General features: G+C 63.9%; 17 protein-coding genes. 7 read left to right on the top strand and 10 right to left on the bottom strand.

From position 1 onward, the window contains the following. Nucleotides 1–10 precede the first annotated feature (10 nt). The gene (locus ACP7BL_RS08395) at nt 11–1,252 is read left to right on the top strand and encodes a cytochrome P450 (protein WP_033964182.1); all 1,242 of its coding nucleotides are present in this window, start codon (nt 11–13) and stop codon (nt 1,250–1,252) included. On the opposite strand, the gene ACP7BL_RS08390 is transcribed toward ACP7BL_RS08395, so the two are convergent. Together ACP7BL_RS08390 and ACP7BL_RS08385 are read right to left on the bottom strand one after the other, a co-directional pair. Continuing rightward, complete coding sequence (locus ACP7BL_RS08390) at nt 1,239–2,054, bottom strand: hypothetical protein (protein ID WP_126848031.1); 816 nt, start codon at nt 2,052–2,054, stop codon at nt 1,239–1,241. The two genes, ACP7BL_RS08395 and ACP7BL_RS08390, sit on opposite strands and share 14 nt — an antisense overlap. 75 nt (nt 2,055–2,129) lie before the next feature. Then, complete coding sequence (locus ACP7BL_RS08385; protein ID WP_033964174.1) at nt 2,130–2,411, bottom strand: hypothetical protein; 282 nt, start codon at nt 2,409–2,411, stop codon at nt 2,130–2,132. Nucleotides 2,412–2,546: 135 nt separating this feature from the next. On the opposite strand from ACP7BL_RS08385, the gene msrB reads away from it, so the two are divergent. Next, nucleotides 2,547–3,038: a peptide-methionine (R)-S-oxide reductase MsrB gene (gene msrB / locus ACP7BL_RS08380; RefSeq protein WP_126848202.1), complete on the top strand. Its 492-nt coding sequence runs from the start codon at nt 2,547–2,549 to the stop codon at nt 3,036–3,038. 28 nt (nt 3,039–3,066) lie between these two features. On the opposite strand, the gene ACP7BL_RS08375 is transcribed toward msrB, so the two are convergent. Beyond that, nucleotides 3,067–3,615: a CHAP domain-containing protein gene (locus ACP7BL_RS08375; RefSeq protein ID WP_341203981.1), complete on the bottom strand. Its 549-nt coding sequence runs from the start codon at nt 3,613–3,615 to the stop codon at nt 3,067–3,069. Nucleotides 3,616–3,817: 202 nt separating this feature from the next. Between ACP7BL_RS08375 and ACP7BL_RS08370 the strand changes: the two genes are divergently transcribed. Beyond that, a complete protein-coding gene (locus ACP7BL_RS08370; protein WP_033964176.1) occupies nt 3,818–4,270 on the top strand; it encodes a hypothetical protein in 453 nt (150 codons plus the stop codon). Here the strand turns inward: ACP7BL_RS08370 and ACP7BL_RS08365 are convergent. Both ACP7BL_RS08365 and ACP7BL_RS08360 read right to left on the bottom strand, forming a co-directional pair. Next, nucleotides 4,267–5,697, bottom strand: a complete 1,431-nt coding sequence (locus tag ACP7BL_RS08365; protein WP_426258077.1) for an MFS transporter — start codon at nt 5,695–5,697, stop codon at nt 4,267–4,269. The two genes, ACP7BL_RS08370 and ACP7BL_RS08365, sit on opposite strands and share 4 nt — an antisense overlap. Next, nucleotides 5,694–6,527 carry an SDR family NAD(P)-dependent oxidoreductase gene (locus tag ACP7BL_RS08360; RefSeq protein ID WP_033964177.1) on the bottom strand — a complete coding sequence of 278 codons (834 nt, stop codon included), beginning with the start codon at nt 6,525–6,527 and terminating at the stop codon, nt 5,694–5,696. Before ACP7BL_RS08360 ends, ACP7BL_RS08365 begins: the two co-directional genes overlap by 4 nt. Nucleotides 6,528–6,697: 170 nt before the next feature. On the opposite strand from ACP7BL_RS08360, the gene ACP7BL_RS08355 reads away from it, so the two are divergent. Next, a complete protein-coding gene (locus tag ACP7BL_RS08355) occupies nt 6,698–7,843 on the top strand; it encodes an acyl-CoA dehydrogenase family protein (RefSeq protein WP_426258076.1) in 1,146 nt (381 codons plus the stop codon). Between the two features lie 143 nt (nt 7,844–7,986). After that, complete coding sequence (locus ACP7BL_RS08350; RefSeq protein ID WP_426258075.1) at nt 7,987–8,775, top strand: SDR family oxidoreductase; 789 nt, start codon at nt 7,987–7,989, stop codon at nt 8,773–8,775. A gap of 51 nt (nt 8,776–8,826) precedes the next feature. On the opposite strand, the gene ACP7BL_RS08345 is transcribed toward ACP7BL_RS08350, so the two are convergent. Together ACP7BL_RS08345 and ACP7BL_RS08340 are read right to left on the bottom strand one after the other, a co-directional pair. Next, the gene (locus ACP7BL_RS08345) at nt 8,827–9,447 is read right to left on the bottom strand and encodes a retropepsin-like aspartic protease family protein (RefSeq protein ID WP_426258074.1); all 621 of its coding nucleotides are present in this window, start codon (nt 9,445–9,447) and stop codon (nt 8,827–8,829) included. Between the two features lie 40 nt (nt 9,448–9,487). Continuing rightward, a complete protein-coding gene (locus ACP7BL_RS08340; protein WP_033966294.1) occupies nt 9,488–10,783 on the bottom strand; it encodes a glycoside hydrolase family 130 protein in 1,296 nt (431 codons plus the stop codon). A gap of 259 nt (nt 10,784–11,042) precedes the next feature. Here ACP7BL_RS08340 and ACP7BL_RS08335 point away from each other — a divergent pair, with 259 nt between their 5' ends. After that, nucleotides 11,043–12,101, top strand: coding sequence for a sensor histidine kinase (locus ACP7BL_RS08335; protein ID WP_426258073.1), 1,059 nt, complete (start codon nt 11,043–11,045; stop codon nt 12,099–12,101). On the opposite strand, the gene ACP7BL_RS08330 is transcribed toward ACP7BL_RS08335, so the two are convergent. From ACP7BL_RS08330 to ACP7BL_RS08320, 3 genes are all read right to left on the bottom strand, one after another. Further along, nucleotides 12,098–13,027, bottom strand: a complete 930-nt coding sequence (locus tag ACP7BL_RS08330) for an MlaA family lipoprotein (protein WP_137902853.1) — start codon at nt 13,025–13,027, stop codon at nt 12,098–12,100. The genes ACP7BL_RS08335 and ACP7BL_RS08330 overlap by 4 nt on opposite strands. 301 nt (nt 13,028–13,328) lie before the next feature. Next, nucleotides 13,329–15,587 carry an NADP-dependent malic enzyme gene (locus ACP7BL_RS08325; protein WP_033966292.1) on the bottom strand — a complete coding sequence of 753 codons (2,259 nt, stop codon included), beginning with the start codon at nt 15,585–15,587 and terminating at the stop codon, nt 13,329–13,331. 59 nt (nt 15,588–15,646) lie between these two features. Beyond that, a complete protein-coding gene (locus tag ACP7BL_RS08320; RefSeq protein WP_033966291.1) occupies nt 15,647–16,033 on the bottom strand; it encodes a winged helix-turn-helix transcriptional regulator in 387 nt (128 codons plus the stop codon). A 100-nt stretch (nt 16,034–16,133) separates the two neighbouring features. Here ACP7BL_RS08320 and ACP7BL_RS08315 point away from each other — a divergent pair, with 100 nt between their 5' ends. Beyond that, nucleotides 16,134–16,886, top strand: coding sequence for an SDR family oxidoreductase (locus ACP7BL_RS08315; protein WP_126848051.1), 753 nt, complete (start codon nt 16,134–16,136; stop codon nt 16,884–16,886). Nucleotides 16,887–16,939: the final 53 nt, after the last annotated feature.

The raw sequence follows: 16,939 nt of genomic DNA, 5'->3' as shown, positions 1-16,939 counted from the left end.
GAGAGTGATGATGGCGACTCTGGCACCCGAAGCACCCGTGCGCGCGGTCGATCCGCTCGATGTCAGCCGTCCCGAACTCTATCGCGACGACGTTTGGCAAGCACCGTTCCGCGAGTTGCGCGCGACATCGCCGGTCCACCGCGTCGAGCATTCGGACTTCGGCCCCTATTGGTCGGTTTCCACCTACAAGCCGATCATCACGGTCGAATCGCTGCCCGATCTGTATTCGTCGCAGGCCGGCGGCATTACGCTCGCCGACTTCATCGAAAATAACCCGACCGACGTGCGGATGCCGATGTTCATTGCGATGGACCGTCCGAAACATACCGGGCAGCGCCGCACCGTCGCCCCTGCCTTCACGCCTTCCGAAATGGTGCGGATGAGCGACAATATCCGCACGCGCACGTCCGAAATTCTCGACTCGCTCGACTGGAATACGCCGTTCGACTGGGTCGATACCGTTTCGGTGGAGCTGACCACGCAGATGCTGGCGATCCTGTTCGATTTTCCGTGGGAGGAACGCCGCAAGCTGACCTTCTGGTCGGACTGGGCGGGCGACATCGAGCTCGCCAAGAATGACGAACTGCGCCTCGAACGGCTGAAGCACATGTATGAATGCGGTGCCTATTTTCAGAATTTGTGGAACGCCAAGGTCGGCAAGGATCCGACCCCCGATCTCATTTCGATGATGATCCATTCCGACGCGATGGCCGAGATGGATCAGATGGAGTTTCTCGGAAACCTGATCCTGCTGATCGTTGGCGGCAACGACACCACCCGCAACACCATGAGCGCGGTCGCCTACGGTCTCGACCAATTCCCCGACCAGCGCGCGAAGCTCGAGGCCGACCCATCGCTGATCCACAATGCCGTGCAGGAAGTGATCCGCTGGCAAACGCCGCTCGCGCATATGCGCCGCACCGCCACCGCCGATACCGAATTGGAGGGGCAACAGATCAAGGCCGGCGACAAATTGGCCTTGTGGTATCTGTCGGCCAATCGTGACGAGAGCGTGTTCGAGAATGCCGACCAAATCATCGTCGATCGTGCGAATGCGCGTCGGCACTTGGCGTTCGGGCACGGCATCCATCGCTGCGTTGGCGCACGCCTCGCCGAATTGCAGGTTTCGGTGTTGCTGGAAGAGATGGCCAAGCGGCGGATGCGCGTAAACGTGCTCGGCGAGCCCGAGCGCGTTGCCGCCTGTTTCGTCCATGGCTATCGCAAGTTGCCGGTCGAGATCAGCCGGTACTGACCGCGCGGACGCGCGGACGTTGCCCTGCGGCCCAGCCGAACCAGGCGACCGCAGCGCCCGCGGCCAGGCCGGTGAGCAGTAACGGTGCCACCGGCAACAGCGCGAGCGAGCGATAGGCCGCGTCCCAGCCATAAGTCGCGCCGAGCGTGTCGAACACTATCGTCTGTACCAGCAGCACCGCACCAGCGACCGCAAAGGGTTTGCCGTGGCGCGGCGCGCTGACATAGAGCCATGCGGTCAGGGCGAGCGCGACCACGCTCGACAGGCGCACCGACCAGGCGAACAGCGCGAAATCGTGCGGGCCGTGAATGACCAACCCCGGCACGAACCCAGCGAATACCCGGCCGACAATCGGCATGATCAGCGGCAGAGGCGTCGCGAGCAGATACCGCGCGTGCAACTGTACTCGGCCGCGTTCGGCCAGCGCGTGGTAATAGAGATAGCCCAGCAGCAGCGTCGAAATGAGATCCATCGTCGCGAGCCGTGCGCCATAAATCTGGTAGAAGGGGTCACCTGCGGCGGTTGCGGCGGCCATGCTCCAGATCACCCCCGCGCTGCCGGCGAAAAACACCGGAAAGAGCACGAGGCTCGCCATCCCTCCACGGCGATGCAGCGCCATCTGCCGCGCATGCGCCGACCAGCTTTGCACGCCGAGCAGGATCAGCCACAAGGTCGCGCTGATGCCGTGGAGATGAAAGCCCCAGGGTGCCTTTGCCAATATCGAAAAATAGCCCGGCCAAAAGCCGATCACGGTCAGCGCGAGTAGCGCGGCGAGCCAATACGGCGCGTAGCGGAACGGCATCGGTTTTCCCCCGCATGCCCCCGCATGCCGGTCGGAGGATGCAGATCGGCATCTGCCGAGTCAAACCATCATTGCTCAGTTCGGCTTGGCGATCGCTTCCGCTACCACCGGCTCGCCCGCGCCTGAGCAATCGCCATTTTCTCGCGCGATTGCCGCTGGCTTCTTGCGTCCCATCGTCCAGTTGGCCTGCATCCGAACGCGTGGATTGGGCGCGCACCAGATTTCACCGGTCTCGTTGATCGCGGTGACCCAGATGAGGTTATGCTCCTGGCCGTAATCGATCACGGCGAAGGCGTAGCCTGCGCCCTTGTCGAGGACATGCACCGGAAGCGGCGGATCGAGTTGCTGCATCGTCATATGCCAAAAGCGCGCGAGATTGCAGGCGGTTCCGGGCGCAGTGCATCCATCGGGGGAAAGCTGCGTAACTATTGTGTCGCCGCACACGTATAGCCACATGACGTTCGAGAGAGGACCCTATCAATGCCCGCCCTGATGCCCCATCGCCGCCAATTCCTCAGCCTCGCCGGCACCGGTGCCGCAGCGATCGCCCTATTCGGTTGCAAAGGTGCCACGGCCAGCCCGCCCGAGCATTTCGAGGTCGTGTTGAGCGACGCTGCGTGGCGGAAGAAGCTGTCGCCCGCCGCTTATGCCGTGCTGCGCCACGAAAGCACCGAAACCCCCTTCACCAGCCCGCTCAACAGCGAACATCGCGCGGGCATTTTTTCCTGCGCGGGCTGTGCGCTCCCTGCTTTCTCGTCGAAAACCAAGTTCGACAGCGGCACGGGCTGGCCAAGCTTCTGGGCCCCGTTGCCGAATGCAGTGCGCACCCGCGCGGACAGCTCGCTTGGCTTCACGCGCACCGAGGTGCATTGTCGCCGCTGCGGTGGACATCTTGGTCATGTGTTCGACGATGGCCCGCAGCCCACGGGCAAGCGCTATTGCATGAACGGCGTGGCGCTTGGCTTCACCCCCGGCAAGGCATAACGCCGGGGACGTAGCGCGGATTGGCGGCTCAGAAGCGCGCCGACCCCTGGTTGAGCGAGGCCATCACGATCGGGGCCTTGGCAGTGCGGTCGACCGCATCGTCGCCCTGGTCGTTCAGCGGTGCATGTTCGGCGTAGATGAAGCCCTTGGTCGGATAGGCAGACGTACCAAGGCCACCCTGCGGACCGTACCAGACCTTAACGCGCGTCCAGTCGCCCTTCTCGGAGATGTCGATCGCGCGGACATCGCGCTCGACGCCGCCGCGGCGCGACCAATTGGCGTGGGTGAGCAGAACTTCGCGATCGCTGATCACTTCGCTGACCATTGCGACATGACCGAGGCGCATCCGGCCGGTCGAAGCAAAGGCCAGCACCGCGCCAACCTTGGGCGCATGACCGCGCGCATAGCGACCGGCGGCCTGGCCCCACCAGGTGTTGGCATTGCCGCGGATCTCGATGCCAGAAATCATCCGGGCATAAGGCGCGCACTGCCAGAACTGGGCCATCGCTGGGGTCGCCGTCATCAGGGCGCAAGATACCACCAGCGCAAAACGCGCTGTCAAAGTCCGGATTGTCATGTGACCCCCTCAGGTCGCGATGAATTCGTTGAGTGTCTCAAAGCAGTTCATAGCGGGGTTGGAAACCCCGCCACGCGGCGAACGGAACCATTTCCGACGAAGTGAGTTTGTCGCACGATGGGTGGCTTTTCGCCGCTGCCGAAACAGTGCTTTCGGATGATGCCCGCTCGCCAACGGACCAGCACTCGGCTAAGAATCGGCCATGAACCGCAGCATCCTGGTGATCGCCCTGCTCTTGACCGCTTGCTCGCGGGAAGGCGCGTTCAGCAACGATCCGTCGCTTTATCAGAGCAATACCACGACCCTCACCCCTGGCGTGCAGGCCGTGCGTGTCGGTGACGGCGGCCCGGCCTATCCGGCCTGCGCCAGTTCCGGCGTGGTCGTGAACGTGTCGCCCGAAGGCGAGGCCTATCTGCCGCTCCGCGCCGCCCCCTTTGCCGAGGCGCAGGAAGTCGCCCGGCTTGGCGAGGGCGCGAAGCTGTTCCTGTGTCAGCGCTCGCTCGACCAACGCTGGCAGGGCGTGGTGGTCGCGCCGACCGATTCCCCGCAACTGGATTGCGGGGTAGCGGCCACGCTGGCCAATGCGCGCCCCTATGCGGGGCCATGCAAATCGGGCTGGGTGTTGAGCAGCTTCGTCCGACCCGTAGCGGGTTAACCCCGCGCCGCCGAAACCAGCCGCGCATCATGGTCCGCGCGCCCGAACGGAAAGCGCGCATAGCAAAGCCCCGCCATCCCGTAAAAGGCGAGCTCCAGTGCGATAAACACGATTGTCAGCCGGTCGAGCGTCTCGGTCGGCACCATTCCGGGGCGCGCGCCCTGTGGAAATTGCGCGAACGCCAGAATTGCGCTGGCCATGAAGATGCCGAGCCCGCCAACCAGCTTCTGCACGAAGAACCCGCCGGCAAAGAACACGCCTTCGGATCGTTTGCCGGTGCGCACTTCGGATTCCTCCACCACATCCGACAGCATCGCCGCACCCAGGATGAAGGCCGACACGCCGCACGCCGTATTGGCCGCAAAGATCGTCAGCAACACCGGCAGCAACAGCGGCGAGCCCGGCTCCGGAAACCAGCCCGCCAGCCGCAGCACGTAAGGCGACACCAGCAGCACGGCGGCACCAAATGACGCGATCATGCCGATGCGCGGCTTGTCGCCGCCCTTGGTCAGTGCGGGGGCCAGGAAGAACGCCCCTAGCGCCCCGATCATCAGCGCGAGCGACAGCCAATTGAAATCGCGGCCCGCAAATTGCCAGACGAACTGATACATATAGGTCGACAGCGCGAACGACACGCCCTGCGCGGTATAGGCGAACACCCCCGCCGCCATCAGGATCAGAAAACCGCGATTGCGGACGGTCCGGAGAAAATCGGCAAAATGCTCGGCCAGCGTTTCCCGTGATTTCGGGATTTGCGGCAGCAGCGGGATTTCGTGGTGCAAGCCGATCGACGACAGCACGATCGACACCGCCATCACCACCGCCGCCAGCGTCGCCATGCCGGCATAGCCATTGCGGTTGAGGATCCCCACCGGATGCGTCGCATCGGGCACCAGGAACACGCCATAGGCCAGCGCCAGCATCGCCAACCCGCCACCCCAGCCGAACAAATAGCGATAGGAGAACATCCGGGTGCGCTCGTCATAGTCCGAACTGAGTTCGGGCCCCAGCGCCGAGGACGGAATCTCGAACGCCGACAAGGCGATCCGCACCAACAGCGCACTGCCAAATACATAGAAGCCAAGCGCCGCGTGCGACCAATGCGGCGGGTTCCACAATAACAGCCAGCCAATCGCCACCGGCAGCGCCGAGGCATACATCCACGGATGCCGCCGCCCCCAACGCCCTCGCGTATGATCCGACAGATAGCCGACCAGCGGATCGACAAACGCCTCGACCACCAACGCCGCCATGATCGCCACGCCCACCAGCCCGGCGGGCAAGCCGATCACCTGATTGTAGAACAGCAGCAGGAAGGTCGCGAAGCCACTGTCCTTCACCCCATAAGCGATCGAACCGAGCCCGAACGACCAACGGCTACGCGCGCCGAGGCGTCGCGCCGCCGGGATCGCGAGCGGCGCGGTCACGCGGTAAACGCCTCAAGGCTGGAGAAGAGCGACGGCGTCTTCGGGTCCCAGCTATGCCGCGGGCCGATCGTCATGCCGCCATCGACGACGATATGCGTACCGGTAACAAAAGCTGCGTCCGCGCTGGCCAGATAGGCGACGGCGGCGGCGATGTCGTCGGCGGTGCCCGCGCGCTGCAAGGGCTGCGCGTGCGCTGCGACCTGTTCGATCATGCCATTGGCCATCACGCGCTTTTCGCCCGAAATGCCGAGTGCCGAGGTAAAGATGTTGGTGGTGATGAAGCCCGGGCACACCGCGTTGACGCGGATGTTATGCTGCGACAGGTCGGCGGCGGCAAGCGTCGTCAAATGCAACACGCCAGCTTTTGCGACCGAATACGCGGTCGGTGCTGCGCCGGTCTGGAGTGCTGCGATCGACGACGTGTTGACGATCGCCCCGCCCTTGCCGCGCGCGATCATCAGCGGGGCGGCATAGCGGATGCCCATCGCGACCGAGCGCAGCAACAGGCTTTGCGTGCGATCCCAATCCTCGGGCGAAATCGCGTCGATCGTCTCGCGCGCGCCGCCCGCCCCGGCATTGTTGAACAGCACATCGATGCCCCCGGCATCGTCCGCCGCCTGTAGCAGGGCGGCGATATCGGCGACCTCGGTCACGTCGGTGCGGAGAAAATGGATGCGCCCGTTGGAGGTTTCGGCAAGGTCCTGCCCGCCGGCGACATCGACATCGCCGATCCACACTTCCGCCCCTTCGCGCACCAGCCGCAGCGCGGTAGCACGTCCAATTCCTGAGGCTCCGCCGGTGACGACGGCGCGCTTGCCCGCAAAACGCATCTCACTCTCCTGTTTTTTTGTCACCTTAGTACGGGTCATGGGCCGGTCAATCCGTGCTGTCGTGGTATTTTTGGAATTTCGGGTTTGGTGCGGCCTTGCGACGATCCCGGCATTTCCCTACCACTGCCGCCAAGCCCCGTTTCGCAATGATGGCGCAGAGAAGAGAGATCATGGCACTCGACCCCGAAACTTTCGACGCGCTGATCGAAACCGTGCGGCGCTTCGTCGCGGAGCGGCTCCGGCCGCTGGAGGGCGCGGTCGAGGACGCCGACGCGATCCCCGCCGACATCGTCCGCGAAATGCGCGACATGGGGCTGTTCGGCCTGTCGATCGCCGAGGAGTATGGCGGCCTTGGCTTGACCATGTTCGAGGAAACCAAGGTCGCGATCGAGCTTGGCCGCACCACCCCTGCTTTCCGTTCGACCTTCGGCACCAATGTCGGGATCGGCTCGCAAGGGCTGGTGATGGCGGGCAATGCGGCGCAGAAAGCGGCGTGGCTGCCGCGCATCGCAAGCGGCGAAATCATCACCAGCTTTGCGCTGACCGAGCCCGATGTCGGATCGGATTCGGGCGCGGTAAAGACGCGGGCGACCTTTGACGGCCAATCCTATCGGCTGAGCGGCACCAAACGCTACATCACCAATGCCGACAAGGCCGATCTGTTCACGGTGATGGCGCGGACCGGCGACGATCCCGGCGCACGCGGTGTCTCGGCGTTTCTGGTGCCGCGCGCGCTGGCTGGCGTCAGCGTCGGCGAGCCTGAAAAGAAGATGGGGCAAAAGGGCGCGAAGGTCGCCGACGTGCATTTCGACGACGTGGTGGTGCCGGTGGAGAACCGGCTCGGGGCCGAGGGCGAAGGCTTCAAGATCGCGATGCGCGTGCTCGATCGCGGGCGGCTCCACATTTCGGCGGTGTGCGTCGGCGTCGCCGAGCGGCTGATCGCGGATTGCGTGGCCTATGCAACCGAGCGCAAGCAGTTCGGCAAGCCGATTGCCGAGCATCAACTCATCCAGGCCATGATCGCCGACAGCAAGACCGAAGCGCTCGCCGCGCGCGCGCTGGTGCTGGAGACGGCGGCGGGCAAGGATGCGGGCAAGGACGTCGTCATGGAATCGGCGGCGGCCAAATATTATGCGAGCGAGATGGTCGGGCGTGTAGCGGACCGCGCGGTGCAGATCTTTGGCGGGGCGGGCTATATCGCCGATTACGGGATCGAACGGCTGTACCGCGACGTACGGCTGTTCCGCATTTACGAAGGCACCAGCCAGATCCAGCAACTCATCATCGCGCGCGAAACGATTAAGCGCGGGGGATAACCACTCTCCCTCTCCCCGCTGGCGGGGAGAGGGCAAGCGAGCGAAGCGACGCGCGGGAGAGGGGCAGTGCGGCGCGCTCTCATGACGGCCCCTCTCCCCGACCCTCTCCCCGCAAGCGGGGAGAGGGAGAAGAAGGAAGAAACATGGACACCAATACCCTGTTCCGGCTCGACGGCCGTATCGCCCTCGTCACCGGCGGCTCGCGCGGCATCGGCAAGATGATCGCGACCGGCTTCATCGCACAAGGCGCGATCGTCTATATCTCGTCGCGCAAGGCCGATGCCTGTTTCGAAACTGCGGCGGAGCTGGGCGAGAAATGCATTGCGCTGCCGCAGGACGTGTCGACGGTGGCCGGGTGCAAGGCGCTCGCCGCACAACTGGCGGAACATACCGATCGGCTCGACATCCTGGTCAACAATGCGGGGGCGGCCTGGGGCGAACCGTTCGAGGTGTTCCCCGAAAAAGGCTGGGACAAGGTGATGGACCTCAACGTCAAATCCCCTTTCTTCCTGACCCAGGCGCTGCACGCCCCTCTGAAAACCGCCGCGAGCGCCGGGCGACCCGCCAAGGTCATCAACATCACCTCGATCGACGGCCAGCGGTTGAACCCGTGGGAGACGTACAGCTATCAGGCGTCGAAAGCGGCGCTGATCTACCTCACCAAGCGGATGGCGGCGCGGCTCATCACCGATCATATCAACGTCACCTCGATCGCGCCCGGTGCCTTTGCCAGCGAGATGAACAAGGCCGCACGCGACCACGGTTCAGCGATCGCACAGAGCATCCCCGCCAAGCGTATCGGCGTCGATGAGGATATGGCGGGTGCCGCGATCTACCTCGCCAGTCGCGCGGGCGATTATGTGGTGGGCGATACGATCACCGTCGATGGCGGGCTGGTCCATGCGGCGCTGGGCACGAGCATCGACGCCTAATCCCTCCCGGAAGTCGGGCCCCTTCCCTTCCCCGACCCAGGGGGAGGGAAATCAGGCCGTTTGGGGGTGATGCGGTTGCAGGATCATCACCCCATCCTCCACCCGCCAGGATTTGAGGCGCGACAGGAAGTTCATCCCCACCACGTTCATGTCGCCAAAGGCGGGCGACACTACCACCGGCAAATCGCGCGCGACGACATTGCCGATGCGCAGTTCCGGCACTGTCGCGGTTTGCGCCGCCACCGTGCCATTGGCCGTCTGCATCATCACCGGCATCAGCGAATCGCTCGGCTCGATCCCCGCTGCGGCGGCGGTATCGGCCGAAATCGCGGTGACCGTGGCACCACTATCGACCAGCATCCGCCGTTCGATCCCGCCCAGCTTCACCCGCACCCAGAAATGCCCGTCCGCCGCCATCGGCACGCGCATCTCCTTGCCCACCACGCGCTGTCCGCCAAGCTCGAACCGCTGCGCCACGCGGGCGAAGGTCGGGTCGAGCGGCGCGCGCTCCATCAGCAGCACAGCGACCAGCACCAGGCATCCGGCGGTCACCGCAAAAGCGAGGAACCGCCCGATCACCGGCACGCGCCGCGCCAGCACCATCACCGCCACGACAGCGACGACCAGCAGATAGAGCGAGCCCTGGGGCCCAAGATCAGGAAGCGTGTTCACCACCCGAATATAATAACGGGCGCGGCTTTATGAAGGCTGACTAGGCCATCGCCGCGAGCAATTGGTCGACCGTGGTCGTGGCGAACGCCGTGAAATTGTCGGCCACGCCATACGGGATCAGCAGATCGCGCCCTTTCGCCAGCACGCCACAGCTATACACCACATTGGGCACATAGCCGTCGCGCTCGAGCGGGCTTGGCGTAAGGATCGGCGCGGGCGTGCGCGCCAGCAGGCGCGACGGATCGACCTTGTCGAGCAGGCAAGCGCCGACACAGTAATTGCGCACCATCCCGACGCCGTGGGTGAACACCAGCCAGCCCTCGTCGATTTCGATCGGCGAGCCGCAATTGCCCATCTGCACAAACTCCCACGGGTAACGCGGCGAGACGATCTTGCCGCCGCCCGCCCAATGCAGAATGTCGTCGGAGGCATGCAGCCAGATGCTCTCGCTATCCTGGCGCCCCAGCATCATGAATCGCCCGCCGACGCGGCGCGGAAACAGCGCCATGCCTTTAGCCCCCGCCGCATCGCCCGTTAGCGCCCGCATCGTGAAACTGCGAAAGTCATCGCTCGACAGCAATTCCGGGCGCGCCGCCGCACCGCTGAAGGCGGTGTAGGTCCCGTAATAGGTGGTGCTACCATCTTCCTCGGTGAAGTGGACGAGCCGCAAATCCTCAATGCCCTGGCGTTGGCTCGGCAGCACCGGAAACAGCACGGTCTCGGAAATATCCCGGCTGCCACCGCAGCGGAGCATCACCACCGCCCCGGCATCGACATCCGTACCCTCGATAATCGGCGGCACCGCGACCAAGCTTGGCAAATCGATCTTGAGCGCACCGCCCGGCACCCAGTTGCCCGTGCGGAATGCGACCGAAGAAACATGCCCTTCCCCAATTCCGCGTAGCGAAAGGACGAAGCGCACCGCGCCATCTTCGAGGCCACTCTGGTCGGGCGCGACGACCGCACTCGGGTTGAACAAGGCCGCAGCTTCGTATGAAAATTCTTCGCTGAAATACGCGCCGATCAAGCGGCGTTGGCCTTCCGAGGCCACCGGCGGCACCGGCAAAGCGGCAGCAACCTCATCGTAGCGCCGCAGCAACATCGCATCGACGTCGCGGTGGCGCTCATCCAGCGAATCCACGATCAACGCTAGCTCCGCCGTCAATGCGTCGCCCGTCAGGGTCAGGACGCGGTCGACGATGGCCTGTGCGCGGCTATGCCCTTCCCGCTGAAATTGCGCCGGATATTCGAGAGAAAACGGTCGCACCACCGTTCGCGATGGGTCAGGCCGCAAAATGATGCTGCTATGGTCAAGTCTGAGCTGAACATCCGCCATCGCAATCCTTCCTATCCGCCCGCCGCGATACCGCAGCGGAGCCGCCTGAACGTGCGGGCGTGGCCGACGATCCAATGCCGGTCGTCGCCATATGCCATTGGGACGGCGGCCACAAATCCGGAACGCGAACGCTACTCGATTGGCTCGCACACGAATTGGTGCTGGGAATCGGGGCGCGCGTGATACAAGGCTATACCGGTTAATTGTGGCCGCGCCCGACTTGCTTTCACACGGAAAGTCCGGGACCGAAAGGGTTCCGATGCCGTCTGCCGTTTCACCCGATGCCGAACTCGGCCTAAATCTTGCCCTCGCGGTGGTTAGCTCCTCCCACGCACCCGTGCTGTTGCTGGACGAAAATCGCGCCGTCATCGTCGCTAGCGACGCCTTTTGCACAGCCTTCGACATCGATCTCAAAACGATCGTCGGCACGGCCTTTGCCGACCTGGGCGACGGCGAATGGGCCATTCCGCAACTGCAATCGCTGCTCAAGGCAACCGCGTCGGGGCTCGCTGAAGTCAAGAATTACGAATTCGACTTGAAGCGCCCCGGCCTTGGCACGCGGTGCCTGGTCGTGAACGCGCATAAGCTCAGCTATGGCGCGGGGGCCGAACCGCGCCTGTTGCTCGCCATATCGGACGTCACCGATGCTCGCATCGCCGAAAAAATGAATGACGATTTGGTTCATGACAAGAGCGTCTTGCTGCAGGAACTGCAGCACCGCGTCGCCAATAGTCTGCAGATCATCGCCAGCGTATTGCTGCAGAGCGCCCGCAAGGTTCAGTCGGAAGAGGTGCGCGGGCATTTGCGGGACGCCCATAGCCGCGTGATGTCAGTTGCTGCGATCCAGCGGCAACTGGCGGTCGCCTCGCTCGACAAGGTCGATGTCGGCCCATACCTGCACCAATTGTGCGAGAGCATCGGCGCGTCGATGATCCACGACCACGAGCAGATCTCGATTGAAGTCACCAGTGCCCGGGAGCAGGTCCAGGCCAATATTTCGGTCAGCCTTGGTCTGGTGGTGACAGAGCTGGTGATCAACGCGCTCAAGCATGCGTTTCCTGATGGACGACACGGCAAGATCGCGGTCGATTATATGCGTAGCGGCGCGGACTGGTCGCTCTCGGTAAGCGACGACGGGATCGGCATTACAAAGCAGCCAGGCCCTTCCAAGGCCGGGTTGGGCACGAATATCGTGCAGGCGCTTGCCAAACAGATGGATGCCAGCGTCACCGTGTCGGACGCGGACCCGGGCACCCGGGTAACCTTGGCGCACCATTTGTCGGCGGACACCCCGCCGAAGCGGGCACCCGCCATTTAAGGCTTGGCGTTGGCCCCTGCTGCCGACGGTGGCGGGGGCGGCAACGGTACGACGTGGTACTTGCCATGCAGAGCGTCGATCTCGGCTTGACGCCGCTGCAGATAGAAGGTCCGCGTCGCCACATACGGGTCGGTCGGTCCGTTATGAAGCTGGTGGAACAGTTCGTCATTCTCAGCGCGCCGGTCAAGCACCCCGAGGACGCTGACCGGCAAAGTAAAGGCGGCCCTGTTAAAGGGCTTTCCAACCCCCAGCGGCAGCACCAGCCGATCGACCGCATCCCCCACCAAATCGCGCAGCGTGGTGGGCCCTATCAGCGGCAAGAACAGGAAAGGCCCAGGCTTCACGCCGTAAAAACCGAGCGTGTCGGCAAAGCCATTCGGGCGCCGCGGCAAATGGATCGGGCGACGCTTGGCCATATCGAAAAGGCCGCCGACCCCGACGGTGGAATTGACGACGAAGCGCCCGAGCGTCTCGGCGGCCTTGCCCGCTTTATGCTGGAGCAGAAAATTCACGAACACGATCGGCTCGCGCAGATTGTACAGGAAGTTGCGGATGCCGCTGCGGACCGGCACTGGCACGCTGTGCTTATAAGCCAGCGCCAGCGGCCCGACAAAGGCACGGTCGACCTCCTGCGTCGCCTTGAAGGATTCGGTGTTGATCGCAGCGATAGGGTCGTTTGCGGTATTTCGCGAACGGGCCGTAACGACGATGTCTTGCGGCTCTTCCATCGGCGGCGGCGCGGCCGACACCACTGCCGCTTCGTCGGTTGCGACAAGGCTTGCGGTCTGCGGATCGGCGAGCGGCACCGTCGGCGACGCCAGCATGCTGGCCGCCACAACCTGTTCGGGCTGAGTGACCTGCAGGTCGCGATCGTCCACCGGCGTGCTGGTCGCCAGCATCGCTGTGACCCAGATCGGAATGCTCACAAATCCGCTCCTGCCGGGCACGCGTAAGAGGCTTCAAGACACGCAAAACCGGCGATCGGGTTCCCCTGCCGTACTCTTTGGGAAGACGCCAATTGTCGTTTCCTAATGTCGTGCCGACGGGTCAGTATGGAATACGCCAATCCCCCGTTATGTGTGTGACGACACCAGAAGCAAAAATCCTCAATTCTATTTTAGGGCTTTCCGAAATCTCTCGTCGAGCGCGCCCGTGGCGAGCGCGCGCAGCAGGAAGCGGCGGCCTTCCCCTAAGAAAAGCCCCGCGTCCGGCATCGCTATCGCTGCGTTATCGGGCGATACCGCCCGCCGCCAGCACCGCCAGAGTGACGAGTTCGCTCGCGGTCGAGGTCATCGGCGCGATCTGCACCGATTTCTCCATGCCGACGAGCATCGGCCCGATCACTGCATCGCCGCCCAATTCGCGGAGCAACTTGGCCGAAATATTGGCCGATTGCAGCCCCGGCATGATCAGCACATTGGCTGGCCCCGAGAGGCGCGCGAACGGATAATTGGCAAGCTGTTTGGGGTTGAGCGCGACATCGGGTGCCATTTCGCCTTCATATTCGAAACTGACCTGCCGCTTGTCGAGTACCTTCACCGCCGCGCGAATATCGTCGAGCCAATTGCCTTCGGGGTTGCCAAAGGTCGAATAGCTGAGGAAGGCGACGCGCGGCTCATGCCCCATGCGCTTGGCGACGAGCGCCGTCTGCTCGGCAATATCCGCCAGTTCCTCGGCATTGGGGCGCTCGTTCACGGTGGTGTCGGCCATGAAGACCGTGTGGCTTTGCCCGACCATCAAATGAATGCCGAACGGGGTGCGCCCCGCCTCGGGATCGATCACACGGCGGATTTCGCGCATTGTATGCGCATAGGTGCGCGTGATGCCGGTGATCATCGCGTCGGCTTCGCCCAGTTGCAGCATCACCGCGCCGAAGATGTTGCGATCCTGGTTGATCATCCGCTCGCAGTCGCGCCGCAGATAGCCGCGCCGCTGCAGTCGTTCGTAGAGGAAGTCGACCATGCGCGGCACCAGCGGCGAATTGCGGCTGTTGTGCAATTCATAGCTGTCGGGATCATTGACGCCGAGCGCGCGCAACCGTTCGGGCACATCATCGCGGCCGACCAGCACCGGCGTGCCGTAACCGCCGTCCTTGAACGCGATCGCCGCGCGCAGCACGACTTCTTCCTCGCCCTCGGCGAACAACACCCGCTTGGGATGTGCCTTGGCACCTTCATACGCGAGCGTCAGCACCGAAGTGGTCGGGTTGAGCCGTGCCTTCAGCGTCTGGCGATAGGCCTCCAGATCGAGGATCGGCTTGGTCGCAACGCCCGAATCCATCGCCGCCTTGGCCACCGCGACCGGCACGATTTCCATCAGCCGCGGGTCGAACGGTGCCGGGATGATGTAATCGGGGCCGAAGGTGTGGCGCACACCGTAAGCAACCGCCACTTCCTCGGCCACTTGTTGCCGCGCCAACGCCGCCAGCGCGCGCGCGGCCGCCAGCTTCATTTCATCGTTGATCGTCGTCGCGCGCACGTCGAGCGCGCCGCGGAAGATGAACGGGAAGCCAAGCACGTTATTGACCTGGTTCGGATAGTCCGACCGCCCCGTGGCGATGATCGCATCGGGCCGAGCCGCCTTCGCCTCGGGCGGGGTGATCTCCGGATCGGGATTGGCCATCGCGAAGATGATCGGCTTGGGGGCCATCTTGAGCAGGTCCGACGCCGGCAGCGCCCCGGCGGCTGAAAGACCGACGAACACATCCGCACCATCGAGCGCCTCGGTCAGCGTGCGCTTCTCGGTGGCCACGGCATGCGCCGACTGCCACTGATTGATATCGGCCCGCCCCTGGTAGATCACCCCACCAAGATCGACCATCGTCAACTGGTCGCTCGGCAGGCCCATCGCTTTGATCAGCTCGGCGCACGCGATCGCCGCCGCGCCCGCGCCGTTCATCACCACCTTGGTGTCCTTGATGTCACGGCCGGTCAGGAACAACGCGTTGATAAGCCCCGCCGCGCAAATGATCGCGGTACCGTGCTGGTCGTCATGGAACACCGGGATGTTCATGCGCTGGCGCAAGGTCTGTTCGATGATGAAGCATTCCGGAGACTTGATGTCCTCCAGATTGATCCCGCCAAAGCTCGGCTCCATCAGCTCGATCGCATCGATCAGCCGGTCGGCATCCTCGGTCTTCAGCTCGATATCGATCGCGTCGACATCGGCGAAGCGCTTGAACAGCACCGCTTTGCCTTCCATCACCGGCTTGGACGCGAGCGCGCCGAGATTGCCGAGCCCGAGAATGGCGGTACCGTTCGAGATGACCGCAACGAGATTGCCCTTCGCGGTGTAATCATACGCCAGGCTCGGATCGGCGGCGATCGCCAGCACCGGCACCGCGACGCCGGGCGAATAGGCCAGCGCCAGATCGCGCTGCGTCGCCATCGGCTTGGACGCGACGATCTCGATCTTGCCCGGTCGGCCTTCCGAATGAAACAGGAGCGCCTCACGCTCGGAAAATTGGACGTTCGAGTCTGCAGTCATGGGGGCGGCCTCCTGGATCGGCGTCGTCTTAGAAACAGTTTGGGAGAATGGGAACGGCTCTAGTTGCCGTTACGACTATCGAAGGACCGACGCGCCTCGGCGATGCGGTCGACATTGTCCGCCGCCCACACCCACACGCCGCAAAACGCCTCGGCCAGCGTGAAACCGAGTTCGGTCAGCCGATATTCGACTTTTGGCGGGATCACCGGATGGATCGTCCGGATCACCAGGCCGTCGCGCTCCATCTGACGCAACGTCTGTGTCAACATCTTCTGGCTGATGCCCTCGGCAAGCTGCGCCAGACGCGAAAAGCGCAGTTCGCCATGTTCGGTCAGCACCTCCAGCACGATCATCGTCCATTTGTCGGCGACGCGACCGATCACTTCCGTGACCAGAGCCTCGACGCGCGGATCGAGATTTTCGGGATATTGGTGCGAAACGGCCATTGGTTTCCTGTCGGTAAGTACCGCACTTTTGCGTGCCTACTTTCCAATCGAACGCGCAGCTTTTACGCGCCGTGTCAACAATCGAACGGGAAGAGCAACCATGAATATCAGCGGCAACACCCTCCTCATCACCGGCGGCGGCACCGGCATCGGCCGTGCGCTCGCCGAGCAATTTCACGCGCGCGGCAACCACGTCATCGTCGCCGGCCGTCGCGCCGAGCCGCTCGACGCGCTGGCGCGCGACCTGCCGGGAATCAGCACCGCCTTGCTCGACGTCGCCGACGCGGCCGACATTGCGCGCTTCGCCGACACGATCGCCAGCGAGCACCCGGCCCTCAACGTCGTGATCCACAATGCGGGGATCATGCGCGCCGAAGATATGACCGCGCAGCCCTATGACCTGAGCGACGCCGAGGCGATGATCGCGACCAACCTGCTGGGGCCGATCCGGCTGACCGCGGCCTTGCTGCCGCACCTGCGCAAGCAGCCCAACGCCGCGATCCTCACCGTATCGTCGGGTCTCGCCTTCGTACCGCTGGTGGCGACGCCGACCTATAGTGCCACCAAGGCGGCGATCCATAGCTGGTCGCAGTCCTTGCGGGCACAGCTCGCCGATACGGGAATCGACGTGATCGAAATCGCGCCCCCCGCCGTCGCGACCGATCTGATGCCGGGTCATGCCGAAAACCCCAATTCGATGCCGCTCGACGCCTATATCGCCGAGACGATGGCGCTGCTCGAAGCCAACCCGCACGGCCCCGAAAACGCCGTCGAGCGCGTCAAATTCCTGCGCGATGCCGAGCGCGAGGGGCGGTATGGCGCGGTGTTCGCCGCGCTCAACCAGCGACACTGACGCGGCGGTTTCCTTTCGGGAGGGCGGGCGGTATCAGACGGCGATGGCGCCAG

It is taken from the genome of Sphingomonas sp. DC1600-2, from assembly GCF_049897605.1.
Taxonomy (GTDB): domain Bacteria; phylum Pseudomonadota; class Alphaproteobacteria; order Sphingomonadales; family Sphingomonadaceae; genus Sphingomonas.
Note: the sequence above shows the minus strand (reverse complement) of the source record. Positions and strands in the feature narration are given on the sequence as shown.